This window comes from Sulfitobacter aestuariivivens (assembly GCF_014763045.1).
Lineage (GTDB): Bacteria > Pseudomonadota > Alphaproteobacteria > Rhodobacterales > Rhodobacteraceae > Sulfitobacter > Sulfitobacter aestuariivivens.
In genome coordinates this window covers 811,743-828,590 of sequence record NZ_JACTAG010000001.1, presented here as the reverse complement: position 1 = coordinate 828,590, position 16,848 = coordinate 811,743, and the positions used below count along the sequence as shown (strand labels likewise).

General features: G+C 60.0%; 16 protein-coding genes and 1 tRNA gene. 11 read left to right on the top strand and 6 right to left on the bottom strand.

What is annotated here, in order from left to right; all coding sequences use genetic code 11:
• Positions 1-27: 27 nt before the first annotated feature.
• On the bottom strand, positions 28-1,374 hold the full coding sequence (locus tag H9Q16_RS04095; protein WP_191074080.1) for a DUF2254 domain-containing protein: 1,347 nt from the start codon (positions 1,372-1,374) through the stop codon (positions 28-30).
• Between the two features lie 118 nt (positions 1,375-1,492).
• On the opposite strand from H9Q16_RS04095, the gene H9Q16_RS04090 reads away from it, so the two are divergent.
• The 3 genes from H9Q16_RS04090 to H9Q16_RS04080 all read left to right on the top strand — a co-directional run bounded on the left by H9Q16_RS04090 (position 1,493) and on the right by H9Q16_RS04080 (position 5,441).
• On the top strand, positions 1,493-2,248 hold the full coding sequence (locus H9Q16_RS04090; RefSeq protein WP_191074079.1) for an HpcH/HpaI aldolase family protein: 756 nt from the start codon (positions 1,493-1,495) through the stop codon (positions 2,246-2,248).
• Positions 2,249-2,339: 91 nt separating this feature from the next.
• The gene (locus H9Q16_RS04085) at positions 2,340-4,757 is read left to right on the top strand and encodes a GcvT family protein (RefSeq protein WP_191074078.1); all 2,418 of its coding nucleotides are present in this window, start codon (positions 2,340-2,342) and stop codon (positions 4,755-4,757) included.
• 57 nt (positions 4,758-4,814) lie between these two features.
• Entirely contained in the window at positions 4,815-5,441 is a 627-nt protein-coding gene (locus tag H9Q16_RS04080) for a nucleotidyltransferase family protein (protein WP_191074077.1), read from the top strand.
• Here the strand turns inward: H9Q16_RS04080 and H9Q16_RS04075 are convergent.
• Positions 5,434-6,528: a Hint domain-containing protein gene (locus H9Q16_RS04075; protein ID WP_191074076.1), complete on the bottom strand. Its 1,095-nt coding sequence runs from the start codon at positions 6,526-6,528 to the stop codon at positions 5,434-5,436. The genes H9Q16_RS04080 and H9Q16_RS04075 overlap by 8 nt on opposite strands.
• 423 nt (positions 6,529-6,951) lie before the next feature.
• A tRNA-Leu gene (locus H9Q16_RS04070) sits at positions 6,952-7,035 on the bottom strand.
• A 136-nt stretch (positions 7,036-7,171) separates the two neighbouring features.
• Here H9Q16_RS04070 and H9Q16_RS04065 point away from each other — a divergent pair.
• From H9Q16_RS04065 to H9Q16_RS04055, 3 genes are read left to right on the top strand one after another with little or no spacing between them, the layout of a single operon-like run.
• Entirely contained in the window at positions 7,172-7,750 is a 579-nt protein-coding gene (locus H9Q16_RS04065; RefSeq protein WP_191074075.1) for a VTT domain-containing protein, read from the top strand.
• Complete coding sequence (locus H9Q16_RS04060) at positions 7,747-8,208, top strand: disulfide bond formation protein B (protein WP_191074074.1); 462 nt, start codon at positions 7,747-7,749, stop codon at positions 8,206-8,208. Before H9Q16_RS04065 ends, H9Q16_RS04060 begins: the two co-directional genes overlap by 4 nt.
• Before the next feature lie 33 nt (positions 8,209-8,241).
• A complete protein-coding gene (locus H9Q16_RS04055) occupies positions 8,242-9,051 on the top strand; it encodes an isocitrate lyase/PEP mutase family protein (RefSeq protein WP_191074073.1) in 810 nt (269 codons plus the stop codon).
• Between the two features lie 77 nt (positions 9,052-9,128).
• Here the strand turns inward: H9Q16_RS04055 and H9Q16_RS04050 are convergent, their stop codons facing one another.
• Positions 9,129-9,554, bottom strand: coding sequence for an Lrp/AsnC family transcriptional regulator (locus tag H9Q16_RS04050; protein ID WP_191074072.1), 426 nt, complete (start codon positions 9,552-9,554; stop codon positions 9,129-9,131).
• Between the two features lie 107 nt (positions 9,555-9,661).
• Between H9Q16_RS04050 and rocF the strand changes: the two genes are divergently transcribed.
• Positions 9,662-10,582, top strand: a complete 921-nt coding sequence (gene rocF / locus H9Q16_RS04045; protein WP_191074071.1) for an arginase — start codon at positions 9,662-9,664, stop codon at positions 10,580-10,582.
• A gap of 11 nt (positions 10,583-10,593) precedes the next feature.
• Positions 10,594-11,646, top strand: a complete 1,053-nt coding sequence (locus tag H9Q16_RS04040) for an ornithine cyclodeaminase (protein ID WP_191074070.1) — start codon at positions 10,594-10,596, stop codon at positions 11,644-11,646.
• Positions 11,647-11,649: 3 nt separating this feature from the next.
• Here H9Q16_RS04040 and H9Q16_RS04035 read toward each other — a convergent pair whose 3' ends face one another.
• Positions 11,650-12,828, bottom strand: coding sequence for an FAD-dependent monooxygenase (locus H9Q16_RS04035; protein ID WP_191074069.1), 1,179 nt, complete (start codon positions 12,826-12,828; stop codon positions 11,650-11,652).
• 68 nt (positions 12,829-12,896) lie between these two features.
• A complete protein-coding gene (gene dksA, locus H9Q16_RS04030; RefSeq protein ID WP_191074068.1) occupies positions 12,897-13,319 on the bottom strand; it encodes an RNA polymerase-binding protein DksA in 423 nt (140 codons plus the stop codon).
• 173 nt (positions 13,320-13,492) lie between these two features.
• Here dksA and H9Q16_RS04025 point away from each other — a divergent pair, with 173 nt between their 5' ends.
• The 3 genes from H9Q16_RS04025 to H9Q16_RS04015 all read left to right on the top strand — a co-directional run bounded on the left by H9Q16_RS04025 (position 13,493) and on the right by H9Q16_RS04015 (position 16,644).
• Complete coding sequence (locus H9Q16_RS04025) at positions 13,493-14,332, top strand: AAA family ATPase (protein ID WP_191074067.1); 840 nt, start codon at positions 13,493-13,495, stop codon at positions 14,330-14,332.
• A gap of 312 nt (positions 14,333-14,644) precedes the next feature.
• Positions 14,645-15,076 (top strand): universal stress protein, encoded by a 432-nt coding sequence (locus tag H9Q16_RS04020; protein ID WP_191074066.1) that lies wholly within the window; start codon positions 14,645-14,647, stop codon positions 15,074-15,076.
• A gap of 11 nt (positions 15,077-15,087) precedes the next feature.
• Positions 15,088-16,644: an alanine/glycine:cation symporter family protein gene (locus H9Q16_RS04015; RefSeq protein ID WP_191074065.1), complete on the top strand. Its 1,557-nt coding sequence runs from the start codon at positions 15,088-15,090 to the stop codon at positions 16,642-16,644.
• Positions 16,645-16,848 lie beyond the last annotated feature (204 nt).

Here is a 16,848-nt window from a genome sequence, read left to right as displayed (position 1 = left end):
GAACGCGACACTTCTCGTCGCAGATCGTTAAGTTGCCTCGGCACGTGCGCCCGGTTCGACATTCCTGTCCTTTACTGTCTCTTGCAAAAGCGCAGCTTCCACCGAGTTTTCCAGCCGATCGCGGTCTCTTTCGAAATCCATGGCAGACAGGGCACGCTGCAACGCAACCTTCGCCGCAACGCGGGCCACCTTTGCAAGCTTCCTGTCCGGATGCTTCATCAGACTGGCCAACGTCGATTGCAGGCGTTCTTGCACCTCAACCAGCGTCTGACCGTCCCGCGTCAGAGCGCCAAACCCATCCTCCAGCAAATCGCCGGGGTCGAGCGGGGGCACAAACAGCCGGTCCAGCACGTCGCCTGCGGTTTCTGCACGGGTTTCGTCCTTGTAACACGACAGGATGCGACCCACCCGCGTGATCACGTCAATGGCCGTACCGGGGTCATTGACCCCCGGCGAAAGCGCCTTTGAGCCGATTTCACCAAGCACAATCAGCCCAAAACGCGGATCCTGATCATAGGTCCGCACATCCCCCAGAACCACATTGGCAAGAACTGCCTTTTCGAACGTCTCATAATCCTGTTCTTTCTCAGTGCGCGGCCCCCGTTCGCGGACCTGTGCAAGCGGTTCGTTCAAATGCACGAAACTGCCAATATTGCTCACAAGATACACTTCCATGCCATGGGCTTCGGCGGCAGCCTGCAAGGCTTCGGGATAGATATGCTGCACATACCCGCTTTCCGGGGCCAGAACCGTTGTGCACTCTTGCGGGATACCATCGGTCAGCGGCACGGCACCCAGACAGGGTGTCTGCAAGCGTTCCACGAAATTCTGCCGGGTGACTTCTTCGATCTGGCGGGTGGTCTCGATCAGACTGCCGAAAGTCTGCAAGTGCAGCACCCAACGCACCAGATAAATCACAATGATCGCCAGGACCAACACAGTCGTGGCGAAAAGCACAAAGGCCCGGTCATCCACATACACACCCGTTTCACGCAGGATAATCCCCAACAGCGCGTAGACATATGCACCGATAAATGTTGCGAGCGTGTTCTGGGTGGTGCGGTCCTGAATGATCAGACGGTGAAACCGCGGCGTGAACTGCGCCGAGGACGACCGATAGACGCTTACCATCATCGTAAGCGAAAAGATCGTGACCGCCAGCATCGCGTTCGCAATGATATCAAGCAACCGATCAGCAGAGGCACCACTCAGGCTGCGCGCCAGCTTTTCCGGCACAAATATTTCGGCAAGCTGCGTCAGCCCCAGCGCTACAAATGCCAGCAACCCCATCAGGATAACCCGCACCCAAAGCTTGCGGGTAAAAAGGCGCACCTTGCGCAGCAAAGTCTGCGGCATGAAATCATTCAATGTCATGCCGCATCATCTAGGGCGCGTGCGCCAACGTCCAGTCCGACAAAGCGCGATTGCTGGACGAAATGGGTCCGCGTCCCTAAACAGTGATGTATTTCTCGTCGTCCAAGAAAGCATCGCCATGCGGCCCACCCTGAAAACACGGCTACGTGAAAGCGATGACATGCTCACCTGCGTCATCTGCACCATACCTTCACCCATCGTTCCGCAGGCGCTGGCGGCCTCTGGCATCGACAGCGTGATCATCGATATGGAACACGGTGCGGTTGATCATGCGTCAGCGCACGCGATGATCGCGGCCACACAAGGGTTTCACTGTGCGCCGCTGGTGCGCGTGACAGAGAATGATCCGGCTCAGGTAAGGCGCGTCCTTGATCTTGGAGCAGAAGGTATCGTTTTTCCCCTGATCAAGGACGCGCAGGATGCTGCGAATGCTGTGGCATCTCTGCGCTATCCCCCGCGCGGCGTCCGCGGCTTCGGCCCCTTCATTGCGCAATCGCGTTGGGGCACAAGCCTGCCGCGGTATCAGGCAAAAATTGAGGATGAACTGATCTGCTGCCTGCTGATCGAAACGCCGCAAGCTATCGCAAACTTGGACGACATCTGCGCCGTCGAAGGCATCGATCTGATGGTACTCGCCGGGTTTGACCTGTCTACCACCATGGGCATCTCGGGTCAGTTTGACCATCCGGAGTATGTCGCCGCCGTCACGCGTTTCGAAGAGGTCTGCACCAAGGCGGGTCTGCCGATGAGCGGCGTCGGCCTGCAGCACTCACAGGTTACAGCACAGCGTGACAAAGGGTACCGCATGATCGCCGGCTTCGACGTGCTTTGGCTGCGTGCCAAGGCAGACGAACTGACCTCCTGGACCACGTGATCTTGCCTGCTGCGACACATCCTGTCGTTAACGGGCCAGAGCCATCCGCCGCTCAGCGTCACCTTACCCCAAAATCAAGCCGGAGGCCGCCATGCAAACCACCACCCGCGTAGCCATCATCGGAGGGGGCGTCGTCGGCGCATCGGTGCTCTACCACCTGACCAAACTGGGGTGGTCCGACGTGATGCTGATTGAGCGATCGGAATTGACCAGCGGGTCCACCTGGCATGCGGCAGGCGGGTTTCACACGCTTAATGGTGACACCAACATGGCCGCTCTCCAGGGCTATACCATCCGGCTTTACAAGGAGTTGGAGGAAATCACCGGACTGTCCTGCGGCCTGCACCATGTGGGCGGGGTCACGCTTGCAGATAATCAGGACCGCTTTGACATGCTGCTGGCAGAGCGCGCCAAGCACCGCTTCATGGGGCTTGAAACCGAAATCGTGGGCCCCGAAGAGATTGCCAAGATCGCGCCAGTGACCAACACCGACGGCATCATCGGCGGGCTTTACGATCCGCTTGATGGCCACCTTGATCCCTCCGGCACCACCCATGCCTACGCCAAGGCCGCGCGGATGGGCGGGGCCGTGATCGAAACCCATTGTCATGTGCGCGAAACCACCCAGCGCGCTGATGGCACCTGGGACGTCGTGACTGACAAGGGCACAGTGCACGCCGAACACGTTGTAAACGCGGGCGGTCTCTGGGCACGCGAGGTTGGGGCGATGGCCGGGGTCTACTTCCCGCTGCACCCGATGGAGCACCAGTATCTGATCACCGAAAATGTGCCCCTGATCGAGGAAATGGCACAAGACGGGAAGGAACATCCCCATGTGATGGATCCTGCAGGCGAATCCTATCTGCGGCAGGAACGGCTGGGCCTGTGCATCGGTTTTTACGAGCAAACCTGCCGCCCTTGGGCGGTCGGCGGCACATCCTACGATTTCGGGCAGGAACTGCTGCCCGATGACTTCGACAAGATCGAAGACAGCATCAATTTCGCCTACAAAAGGTTCCCCGATCTGGAACGTGCGGGTGTCAGATCGGTCATCCACGGCCCCTTCACCTTTGCCCCTGACGGTAACCCGCTGGTTGGTCCGGTGCCGAGTATGCGCAACTATTGGTCCGCCTGTGGTGTGATGGCAGGCTTTTCGCAGGGTGGCGGCGTTGGCCTGACCCTTGCGCAATGGATGATCGAAGGCGAACCGGAACGCGATGTGATGGCGATGGATGTGGCCCGCTTTGGCGATTGGATCACCCCTGGCTACACCCTGCCCAAGGTGATTGAGAACTACCAGAAACGGTTCTCTGTGGCCTATCCGAACGAAGAACTGCCTGCCGCACGCCCCAACCGCACCACACCGATGTACGACATCTTCAGCGACATGGGTGCAGTCTGGGGTCAGCAATACGGGCTAGAGGTGCCCAACTACTTTGCCCAAGGCAATGAACCGACCTATGAAACCCCGTCCTTCCGCCGCTCGGACGCCTTTGAGGCCACCGCCCGCGAAGTGGCAGGCGTCCGCGACGGGGTGGGCATCAACGAAGTGCAAAACTTTGGCAAATACCGTGTTACGGGCCCCGGCGCACGTGACTGGCTGGACCGTATCATGGCGGGTCGGGTGCCACAGGTGGGCCGCCTCTCCCTGACCCCGATGCTGAGCCCCAAGGGCAAGCTGATTGGCGACTTCACCATTTCATGTCTGGGGTCCGAAACCTTCCAACTGACGGCGTCCTATGGCGCGCAGGCCTTTCACCAGCGCTGGTTTCAACAAAATCTCGACCAGGACGTACAGGTTGAAAACATCTCTGACACGCGCACCGGATTCCAGATAGCAGGCCCCCGCGCCCGCGACGTGCTGGCCGCGTGCACCCGCGACGATATCAGCGATTTCAACTTTCTGGATGTCCGCCCGATGGTGGTCGGCATGACCGACTGTCTGGTCCAGCGCGTCAGCTTTACCGGCGATTTGGGATATGAAATTTACTGCGATCCGATGGCACAGCGCCAGTTGTGGCAGACTTTGTGGGAGGCCGGACAGGCGCACGATATGGTGCCCTTTGGCATGCGCGCGATGATGTCCCTGCGGCTCGACAAGTTCTTTGGTGGGTGGTTGCTGGAATTCGGCCCAGACTACACCGCGGCCGAAACCGGCTTGGACCGGTTCATCTCGTGGAAAAAGAACACCGATTTCATCGGGCGCGCCGCCGCTGAAGCGGAACGCGCAACAGGTGCCGCGCGCAAGCTTGTGGTCTTCGAGGTCGACGCAGATGACGCCGATGTTCAAGGCTACGAACCAATCTGGCTTGACGGCGAGGTGGTCGGCTTCTGCACATCCGGCGGCTATTCACACTACGCAGGCAAATCGGTTGCCCAGGGTTTCGTACCCACCGAGCGTGCGCACGACGGCCTCGACGTCGAGATCGAAATTCTGGGCCAGATGCGCCCCGCGCGCCTGATCACTACCCCTCTTTTTGATCCGGACGGTGCGCGTATGCGCGGATAGGTGCGCCCGGCATGCTGGTGCTTACCTTCGCCGCCGACCTTGCATACTATCCCCGGCATGACGCAGGCAGATATTCCCATCATCCTTCTCGCAGCCGGGGCGTCTTCCCGGATGCGGGGGCGCGATAAGCTTTTGGAAGAGGTCGACGGCCAGCCGCTGCTCCGCCGGCAGGCAGAACTCGCGCGCGGAGCGACAGACGGGCCGGTGATCGTGGCCTTGCCCCCCGCACCGCATCCCCGCTACGTGCACCTGACCGGGTTGGAGGTCCTTTGCATAGAAGTGCCGGACGCCGCCGAAGGCATGAATGCCAGCCTCAGGGCCGCCTTCGCCGCTCTGCCCCCGCACGCGACCTGCGCAATGCTGCTGCTCGCGGACCTGCCCGCGCTTGAGCGGGGTGACCTTCAGAAAGTCGCCGAAGCGGTTGATCTGACGTCGAACATGCTAATCTGGCGCGGGGCGACATCCGACGGCGCGCCGGGTCACCCGATTGTCTTCAAAGCGGATCTGTTTGCCGCCTTCGCTGACCTCACCGGGGATGGCGGCGGGCGCGAGGTGGTCATCCAGGCCGATGACAAGGTCACCCTGGTCCCCCTTGAAGGGACCCGTGCGCGCATGGATCTTGACACGCCAGAGGATTGGGACCTCTGGCGCCGTCGCACCGCCGATGGCACGTCCGTTACTTAATCAGGAACGCCGCTTCGTGCTTTTTCAGGGATTTGCGGGCCGACGCGTAGGCATCAATGCCCTTTTCCGTCGCCAGTTCAGGAAAGATCTCAAGAATTTCCTGACGCTGCGCATTGCCCACACCCATTAGGCTTTGGTCGCCGGGCTGGAAGCTTTCGGTCCAGGCACCATCGCTCAGGATCACCTCGTGGTGGTCAAACATGATGTGGATGTAGGTGGTGTTTGAAACATCCACGACGTCCACACCCTCAAGACCCGTCAGATGCTTGGCCGCAACCAGCACCTCACGCTCTTCAAAATAAAGCGCGGTCTTGTCGTTCGCCACCAACACCCGGTGATTGGGCGACACCAGCATGTCACGCTCCGGCAGACCATGGCCAAGCGCACCTTGCTGGATCAGCACAGGCCGCAGATGGGTTGCGCGCTTCAGGTCCGCCTCGGTCATCTCGCGTGACCCGACCCAACGAATTTCCTGAATGCCATTGTCGCGGGTGATCACACGATCGCCAACCTTCAGGTCTTCAACCTTGCGCTCGCCCTTGGGCGTGGCAATCAGTGTGCCGGGGGTAAAGCAGGGCGGCGGAGGCGGCGGATCAATTGGCGGTTCTTTGGGCGGGTCGATCTTTTCAATGTTCTTGAAGGTGACCGAACCCTGAAGGTTGTCCTCAGCATCAAAAACATCAATCGTACCGAATTCCGGGTTGTCGGGGTTATTGGGGTCGGCGTTGATCACATAGCTACCACCCGGTGGCACGAGATCTGTCAGGAACAGGCGATCAAAATCGTCGCCCCCTTCCCCGCCATTGATGAAATCGCCGACTGTCAGACCATAAAACTGATCATTGCCGTCGCCGCCCAGCAGGCTGTCAGCGCCCGCACCGCCGGTGATCAGGTCATCGCCTGCGCCACCATCAACAGTGTCGTCACCTTCGCCGCCAAAAAGATCGTCATTGCCCTCGCCGCCGAGGATTGTGTCGTTGCCGGCGCCGCCATTTGCGAAATCATCGCCCGCGCCCAGATCGATCAGGTCGTCTTCGCCTTCACCATTTAACGTATCGTTTCCACTCGTCCCAAACAAATTGGCCATGACTAATCCTAATCCCACTTACATACGCCGAAACTCGCGGCGCATTTCACTACACAGTAACGCCGACCGCTTACCATAATTTAGTCACATTCTGGGCAAGAAAATCTAGGGTCTGGCGGAAACAATTAATTTCCACACCCAAATCCACAACCACTGCGGGATACGGTTTCCATTTTTGAAACAACCTCGCCCGAAGGTTGCGATTGATCGCAAAAATGTTTCAACCAATCGCCGGTTTCTTGTCATGAAATCAGCGACCAGCACCGCACATCCGCGAATAACCGGCGCCCGATTCGGGCCTGCACGTCTTTCGGAAACAGCTCGGGATCAGGATTTTTGACACGGCAACGTGCACGGGTGCAGGCAAAACGGCCGTGTCCGGTGGCCCAAACCACACCCCAATCCATGCAAGATCTTAAGACGTGGTACCCGAGGCCGGACTTGAACCGGCACGCCTTGCGGCAACGGATTTTGAATCCGTCGTGTCTACCATTCCACCACTCGGGCACTGGGCCGTGCAATAACGCGCAGCCGCCGCAACGACAAGGGAATTTTGCGCCTGCGCCCCCCGTCCCCTTGACCCCGCAGCCTGCCCGTGGTGTTGCAGGTCTCGCATGTGATGTCAGCCAGGATGCCCTGCCCCGTGATCCAACGCCTTTACGACTGGACCCTCAGCCTCGCGCAGCATCCCCGCGCGCTGTGGGCATTGGCCTTTATCGCATTTATCGAAAGTTCTGTCTTTCCGATCCCGCCTGATATTCTCATGATCCCCATGATCATTGCCCGCCCCAACCGCGCCTTTGTGATTGCGGGCGTTGCCCTGGTCGCCTCTGTGCTTGGGGGGATGCTGGGGTATGCCATCGGTGCCTTTGCCTTTGACACGATAGGAGAGCCGATCCTTGCCTCGCTTGGCAAGGCTGACGCCATGGCCGAATTCTCAGAACGGTTCAACGACATGGGCTTCTGGGCCGTGCTGGCAGCAGGCGTAACCCCCTTTCCCTACAAGGTCATCACGATCATGTCGGGCTGGACCGGCATGCCGCTTGCGACCTTCGTCACCACATCCATACTGGCGCGCGGGCTGCGGTTCTTCATCGTGGCCGCACTGCTCTGGAAATTTGGCGCGCCAATCCGCGATTTCATCGAAAAGCGCCTGCCGCTGATGTTCACTCTGGCGGTCGCCCTGCTGATCGCGGGTTTCGCCGCCGTGCGCTACCTATGACCGCGCCCCGTCTGATCCTTCTGGCCACTCTTGGCTCCGCGGCGCTGCTCTTGGGCGCATTTGGCTTTCAGGTGCTGGGCTATGCGCCGTGCAAGATGTGCCTGTGGCAACGCTGGCCGCATGCGGCAGCGGTCCTGATCGGCACTGTGATCCTTCTGGGTGGTCCACGCGTTTTGGCATGGCTTGGTGCAGCGGCGGCAGCCACCACGGGCGGCATCGGTATCTACCACGCAGGGGTCGAATGGCGCTGGTGGGAAGGGCCCACGACCTGCTCCGGCGGGGGCGCGGGGCTGACCGGGCTCAGCGGCGCAGACCTGCTATCCACTGAAACCCCCACAAACGTCGTTATGTGTGACGAGATTGTCTGGCAGTTCCTTGGCCTGTCGATGGCCGGCTGGAATGCGGCCATCTCTTTTGTCCTCGTCCTTCTCTGGATCACGGCCGCACGCCGCACCTAGCCAAAACGCGTCTGCCCTGCCACTCTGCACGACATGACCAGTTTCAGAGATCTCCACCAAGGCCCCGGTGCCTTTGTCATTCCCAACCCCTGGGATCCGGGCAGCGCGGTGATGCTGCACCGCATGGGCTTCAAGGCGCTGGCCACCACCAGCGCCGGCATGGCCTTTGCCATGGGGCGCGCCGAAGGCTCGGTCCCGTTTGATGCAATGCTCGACCACTGCCGCGCGATCGTGGCCGCAACGCCCCTGCCGGTGTCCGCCGATCTGGAATACGGGCTGGGGCACAGCCCCGAAGACGCCGCCAGAACGATCTATGCCGTCGCCGAAACTGGTGTCGCGGGCTGTTCGCTCGAGGATCATACCGGCGATCCCGATCACCCGATCTATGACTTCGATCAGGCGGTCGCGCGCATTGCTGCAGCCGCAAAGGCTGTCGCCGACCTGTCCCAGGACATCGTCTTTACCGCCCGATGCGAGAACTTCCTCTGGGACCGGCCCGACATCGACGACACGATCAAACGCCTGCAGGCCTACGAAGCGGCAGGCGCAGACGTGCTTTATGCCCCGGGCCTGCGCGACATCGAGACCATCCGCACGGTCTGCGGCGCGCTCAGCAAACCTGTCAATGTGATCATGGGCAGCCCCGGTGTCGATCTGAACGTGACAGCCCTTGCAGACGCAGGTGTGCGCCGGATCAGCGTGGGCTCTGCCTTTGCTCGACGTGCCTATGGCGCCTTCATAGATGCCGCGCGCGAAGTTGCGGATCATGGCACCTTCGGGGAAACCGCAAAAGCCATGGGGTTCGCCGAGATCGAGGAATGGCTGCCGACCCGCCCAGATTAAGGCCGCCGGTCCGCCCGGCAACCGTGCCAGACGTGACCCCGCACCTCAGGTGATCCGCCCGAGCACACGGTCCCTTGCTACCCTGCTTTGCGAGTCTTCAGCAGCAGCGACGTTTCCGAGGCAACGACCCCGTCAAGCCGCCGGATCCGCGTCAGGGCGGCATCGAAATCTTCTAACGTTGCAGTTCCGATTTCCACGATCACATCCCAGCGCCCGTTGGTGCTGTGCACGGCCCGAACTTCGGCCATGCCGGATAGCTGCCGGGTGACCCGTTCGGTCCCGCGCCCTTCGATCCCGATCATCATCAACCCGCGCACCGGGTCGCTGGCCACATCGCTGCGGGTCAGCACCGTAAAGCCGATGATTTCGCCGCTGGCCTGCAACCGCTCCATCCGCGCCCGGACCGTGGTACGTGACAGCCCGAGAAGCGCGGCAAGATCGGAAATGCCTTGTCGCGCATCCTGCCGCAGCGCTGCGATGAGCCGTTCATCCGTATTGTCCATTTCATCTACCCATATCGATCATCGGCTAAACAATATGATCAGTTTGGCAAGTTGTCCATGTGCAAAACGGTGACTATATCTGACCGCAAGAAATGGAGGATCCTCTGATGACTCAGCAAAATTGCATTCTTGTCGGTATACCGATGGACAGCGGAAAGCGCCGTCAGGGTTGCCTTATGGGGCCTGATGCCTACCGCACGGCGGGTCTGGCCGATGCCCTGCGCGATCTGGGACATGACGTGACGGATACCGGCAATGTCGCCCCGGACGCCTTTGCCAAAGAGACCCATCCAAAACTGGTCCGACGGAACGAAACCATTGGTTGGACCACCGCGCTGGCAGAGGTCTCCCGATCCACTCTACAGAAGGGCCTGCCCATTTTCATGGGCGGCGACCATGCGCTGTCGCTTGGCACGGTACTGGGCGCCATGCGCCACGCAGAATCCGTTGGCCGCCCGCTCTTTGTGCTTTGGCTGGATGCCCACACCGATTTCCACACGCCGCAGACCACCGACAGCGGCAACCTGCACGGCACCCCGCTTGGCTATGTGACGGGCCGGGACGGATTTGACGGCTTTCCCGAGGTGTCCGCACCGCTGCCGCACGAACAAATCGCCCTGATTGGCCTGCGCTCTGTCGATCGGCCGGAACGCGAAGCCATGCAAGGCAGCGCAATGACATACGTGGACATGCGCGAGATCGACGAAAGCGGTATCGCCAAGCCGCTCTCAGCTTTCCTTGACAAGGTCGCCGCCGCCAATGGCATGCTGCATGTGTCGTTGGACGTTGATTTCCTCGACCCCTCCGTCGCACCTGCCGTGGGCACAACCGTCCCGGGCGGCGCCACCGTGCGCGAAGGGCATCTGGTCATGGAGATGCTGCACGACTCAGGTCTGATGACCTCGCTCGATCTGGTTGAGCTCAACCCCTTTCTGGATGAACGCGGGCGTACCGCAACCCTGATGGTCGATCTCGCCGCGTCTGCCCTTGGCCGCCGCGTCTTTGACCGGCCAACCCGCGCTTACTAAGGAACCAGCACATGACCAAGCTTTTGCCCTCCGACAAGGCCCTTGTCCCTTTCGTTTCCGTCGACCACATGATGCAGCTCATCCACCATATCGGGGTGGAAGAGACATTGCGCGGCCTGGCTGACTATATCGAAGCCGACTTCAAGCGCTGGGAACTCTTTGACAAGACGCCTCGCGTCGCCAGCCACTCGGACAAGGGCGTCATCGAACTGATGCCGACCTCGGACGGCGATGTTTACGGCTTCAAATACGTGAACGGCCATCCGTCGAACACCAAGGCGGGGCTGCAGACTGTGACCGCCTTTGGCCTGCTGGCCGATGTCGCCTCGGGCTACCCGGTGCTGTTGTCGGAAATGACCATGCTGACAGCGTTACGCACGGCGGCGACCTCTGCCCTCGTGGCCCGCGTTCTGGCTCCCAAAGGCAGCACGGTGATGGCCATGATCGGCAACGGCGCGCAATCCGAATTCCAGAGCCTCGCCATGAAGGCGATCGTCGGCATCACCGAGGTGCGCCTCTACGATATCGACCCCGCCGCCACCGCGAAATGTGCGGAAAACCTCGCCGGTCAGGGCCTGAAAGTGACCCAATGCACCACCGCCGAAGACGCAATGCTGGGCGCGCAGATCATCACGACCTGCACCGCCGACAAGCAATACGCCACGATCCTGACCGACAACATGGTGGGCGCAGGCGTCCACATCAACGCCATCGGCGGCGACTGCCCGGGCAAAACGGAACTGGCCCCGGCGATCCTGCAACGCTCTGATATCTTTGTGGAGTATCCCAAACAGACCCGCATCGAAGGGGAGATCCAGCAGATGGCCCCCGACCATCCGGCCACCGAATTCTGGGAAGTGCTGACAGCCAAGGCCAAGGGCCGCACCAGCGACAAACAGATCACGCTTTTCGACAGCGTCGGCTTTGCAATCGAAGATTTCTCAGCCCTGCGCTTCGTCAGGGACCAGATTGCCGATACCGGATTCTTTCATCCGCTGGACCTGCTGGCAGATCCGGACGATCCGCGCGATCTCTTTGGGATGCTGCAGCGCGCCAAGGCGTGATCTTCAAGACCGCTGAGCCGCACCTTTTGTCACGTCATGGCGATAGAGCCAATCGTAGGCCCCGATCATGCGACCGGGCAGCAGTTGACTGCCCGCCCGCAACCCAAGGTGCGCAAGGCTGCGAACGGGGCCGGGCTTCAGATGATAGCGCCACGCATTGTTCTGCGCCGCTTTGACAACCCGCCGCACCCGCGCCTCACGGAGGGACTGATAACGCCTTGCCCAGTCTTCGCCCCCTTTGGCGACCTCATCGGCCAGAACCCAGGCGTCCTCAAGCGCCATATTCGCGCCCTGTGCAAGGAACGGCAGCGTCGGATGCGCCGCATCCCCCAGCAGCACAAGGTTCTGCGCGCTCCAGTTTTGGGCAACCGGGTGCAGATGCAATCCCCAGACCGCCGTGCGCCTGACCGCCGACAGCATCTGTCCCACCTGCCCGCCAAACATGCGGAAGGCATGGCGCAGATCGTCCGGATCACCTGGATGCTGCCACCCTTCGGCGGCCCATTCAGCCCGTTCTTCCACCGCAACCAGATTGACCAATTGCCCGCCACGGATCGGATAGCTGACCACATGCCGGCCCGGCCCCATGGTCACCATGGCAATATCCTCGTGTGCGAAAGCATTGGGCACGATCGCGCGCCAGGCCACCTGCCCGGAGAAGGCCGCGTCGACCTCACCGTTCAGCAGTGTTCGCGCGACCGAATGCAGGCCGTCTGCGGCCACGACCAACTTGGCTTGCCGGGTACTGCCATCCGCCAATGTAATGCGCGGCAAGACGTCGGCGTGCATCGCAGTAACCGTGTGACCAAGGGCAAATGTGACGTTCGCGCGCTTTGCCGCCCCCGCCAGAACATCGACCAGATCGGCCCGGTGTAAAAAGAAGTATCCGTGTTTTTCACCCAGACGCGCCAAATCCATCCGGGCGACGGAACGGCCCGTCTTATGATCAGCCAATTGAACGGCACCGGCCCGCACGGCCCCCTTCTGGCGTAACGCCGCCTCAACCCCAAGCGCGCGCAATACGGCAAGGCCATTGGGGCTGATCTGCAAACCGGCCCCCACTTCGTCCAATGACGGTGCCTGCTCATAAAGCGTGACTGCAACCCCACGCTGCCCAAGGGCTGCGGCAACCGCGAGGCCACCAATACCGCCCCCTACGACAATTGCATTCGAGATCGCCATTCGAACCCCTTACAGCAAAACGCCGGAGCGTGGGCCCCGGCGCAATGACAATGATATCCGCGACCGCGTCAGTCGTCGCGGTGCACTTTTTCGCGGCGCTCGTGACGCTCCTGCGCTTCAAGGCTCATGGTCGCAATGGGCCGCGCATCAAGACGCTTAAGCGAAATCTGATCGCCCGTAACCGAGCAAAAGCCAAATTCGCCCTCGTCGATCCGGCGCAGGGCGGCGTCAATCTTGCCAACCAGCTTGCGCGCGCGGTCGCGGGTACGCAGCTCCAACGCGCGATCGGTTTCTTCGGAGGCACGGTCGGCAACATCCGGAATGTTACGTGTGCCGTCCTGCAATCCCTCAATCGTGTCGCGGCTGCCCGCCAAAAGCTCCGCTTTCCAGTTCAGCAGCTTGCGTCGAAAATATGCGAGCTGCTTATCGTTCATGAACGGTTCATCTTCGGCCGGAGAATAGTCATCCGGCAGGAATACTTCCTGTTTCATTTCTGTCCCCTCAATGGCTGTATCGTCTGGCACCAAAGGCCCTCTCTCTTGGCTGAGATCGCTCCCTGCCGCAGCGTCTATCGCAGCATTCTGCGATTGTCACTACACAATCCTGAGGTTTTGGGGTTAAAGACCCAGGCATGAGCCGCAAGGCGTGAGAGGTTGATAACAATATGAAATTTCAAGGCACCGCCGACTATGTCGCGACAGATGATCTGACCATTGCGGTCAACGCGGCTGTAACGCTGGAACGGCCCCTTCTGGTCAAGGGCGAACCGGGAACCGGCAAAACCGAGCTGGCCAAACAGGTTTCCGCAAGCCTTGGTCTGAAGATGATCGAATGGAACATCAAGTCGACCACACGCGCGCAGCAGGGTCTCTATGAATACGATGCCGTCAGCCGGTTGCGCGACAGCCAGCTGGGCGAAGAACGTGTGCACGACGTCAAGAATTACATCCGCAAAGGCAAGCTTTGGGACGCCTTTGAAGCGGACGAAAAGGTGGTCCTGCTGATTGATGAGATCGACAAGGCAGACATCGAATTCCCCAACGATCTGTTGCAGGAACTCGATAAGATGGAATTCTACGTCTACGAGACCGGCGAGACCATCAAGGCGCGCCAGCGCCCTATTGTGATCATCACGTCCAACAACGAAAAGGAACTGCCCGACGCCTTTTTGCGCCGCTGCTTTTTCCACTACATCCAGTTCCCCGACATGGACACGCTCAAAAAGATCGTCGAGGTTCACCATCCGGGCATCAAGGAGCAGCTGCTCACCACCGCGCTGACCCAGTTTTATGAGATTCGCGACCAGCAGGGTCTCAAGAAAAAACCCTCCACCTCCGAAGTTCTGGATTGGCTCAAGCTGCTGTTGGCCGAAGACATGGAAGCCGCAGACCTCAAAAAGGACGGTACATCAGCCCTGCCCAAGCTGCACGGGGCACTGTTGAAGAACGAACAGGACGTGCACCTGTTCGAACGGCTGGCTTTCATGGCGCGCGGACAGCGCTAAGCGCCACAAAACGCCTATTGCTGTCACGATCTGCCTGTTTGCGGGCAGGCTGTGGCATCCATGTGGTCAATGACCTTTCTGGTCGCATTAGCTGTGCAACTTTGCGGCCAGACGGCAGCTTTCAACCGCTTGGCCCATCCCGGCCATCGCCCTCTCAGACCCTGCTGACATTCGCTTCGGTCCACCAAGAGAGTGGACCGGCCCGGACTTATTTCATAGCCTGACAACACATCAACAAGATCAGACGGGTGCCAGCGGACATCGCGATCGCCCTAAAAACTGATAGAAAATAACAATAATAGGGACAAAAACATGAAATTAGTCATCGGCCTTGATGGCCAAAGCACGGGGGATAAGGCCCTCGATTTCGCCAAGGATCTGGCGTCAAAGACGTCGGATTGCGAATTGATCGTGGTCTATGTGATCGAATGGTCACCGTTCTCTTTCCAGACGGCAGAAGAAAATGCTGAGCGACACAAGCGGCGTGAGGAAGAGATAGCAGTCGCCAAGGACCGCGTGCTGAACCCGGCGGTCGCCGCCCTCAAAGAGGCCGGACTGTCCGCGCGCGCCATCGTGCGTCACGGCGACGTCGCCGACACGATTGACCAGATCGCGCAAGAGGAAGGCGCACAGCAGATCATCGTCGCCCGGACAAGTGCCGGCGGCCTGACCTCGCGTATCTTTGGCAGCTCAACCGCAAATCTCGTGATGAACGCCCGCGTTCCCGTCACTGTCGTCGCATAAGGACCATCACAATGAAAAATATCTATTCCATGTTCCTTATGCTCTGTGCTGTGGCGGCTTCGGCCTTGCCCGCACAGGCACAGGATGCCGCCCCCTCGCTTGATGCGCGCGTGAACGAGGCGTTTGCAAACTTCACCGGCCCCTTCGTCGGTTTCATCTTTGCTCCCATTCCAGGCACGTCCTTTCCGTGGATCGTGATGTGGCTGGTCATCGGTGCGACGGTATTTACTGTCTACTTCGCCGCCGTGCAGTTCCGGTTCTTCGGACATGCCATCGGTCTGGTGAAGGGTGATTATTCTGACCCCAACGACGCAGGCGAGGTCAGCCACTTTCAGGCCCTCGCAACAGCCCTGTCGGGTACTGTCGGCCTTGGCAACATCGCCGGTGTGGCCGTGGCTGTCGGGATCGGCGGTCCGGGCGCCACATTCTGGATGATCCTTGCCGGTCTCCTCGGCATGGCGTCAAAATTCACCGAATGTACGCTGGGCGTGAAATACCGCAACGAATACCCTGACGGGACCGTTTCGGGTGGTCCGATGTACTATATCTCCAAGGGCTTTGATGAACTGGGACTACCGGGCGGGAAAATCCTTGCCGTGCTGTTCTCGGTCTTCTGTATCCTAGGCGCGCTGGGCGGCGGGAACATGTTCCAGGCCAACCAGGCCCACGTGCAGATCACCCAGATCACGGGCGATTTCCCGGGCTGGATCACGGGCCTTATCTTTGCAGCCGTGGTGTTCGCGGTCATCGTCGGCGGGATCAAATCCATCGCCAAAGTGACCGAAAAGGTCGTTCCCTTCATGGGCGTCATGTACGTCGGCGCCGCACTGATCGTCCTGCTTGTCAACTTTGACATGATCGGATGGGCCTTCGGCCAGATCTTCGCCGGTGCCTTTACCGGGCTTGGCGTTGCGGGCGGTTTTGTCGGCGCGCTGATCCAGGGCTTCAAGCGGGCCGCCTTCTCGAACGAAGCGGGCGTGGGCTCTGCGGCAATCGCGCACTCTGCGGTGAAAACCAAAGAGCCGATTACCGAAGGCTTTGTGTCCCTGCTTGAGCCGCTGATCGACACGGTGGTCATCTGTACGATGACCGCATTGGTGATCATCATCTCGCAGCAGTTGATCGTCGATCAGGCCACAGGCAACTACGTGCTGAACGAAGCAGGCACTGCCATCGCAACGGTTGACGGCAATTCAGGTGTCGCCCTGACCTCAGCCGCCTTCGGATCGGCCATCTCATGGTTCCCCTTCGTGCTGGCAATCGCGGTGATCCTCTTCGCCTTCTCCACCATGATCTCCTGGTCCTACTATGGCCTGAAGGCATGGACCTATCTCTTTGGTGAGGGCAAGACGACTGAACTGGTCTTCAAGATCATCTTCTGCGTCTTTATCGTGATTGGCGCGGCGGCAAGCCTTGGCCCGGTCATCGACTTCTCGGATGCGGCGATCTTCGCCATGGCGGTGGTCAACATCTTCTGCCTCTACTTCCTGATGAAAGTGGTCCGCAAAGAGCTGGACTCCTACAGCGCACGCCTGAAGGCGGGCGAAATCAAGAAGTTCTCGCACTAATCTCAAACGGAAAAGCCAAGGGCCGCCCCACACCGGGCGGCCCTTTTTTGTGCCAGATACCCTCCCAAGACAGGCGCAGCCGGCAAAACCGATGCCAAAAGATCACCCTCGCGCCGGTCAGTCAGCGCCGCCCCAATTGCCCAAAATTTGCCTTAATTGCTCCCTAACAAGATCAGAGTGACGGGCGAAAAGACCCGCAAAGAA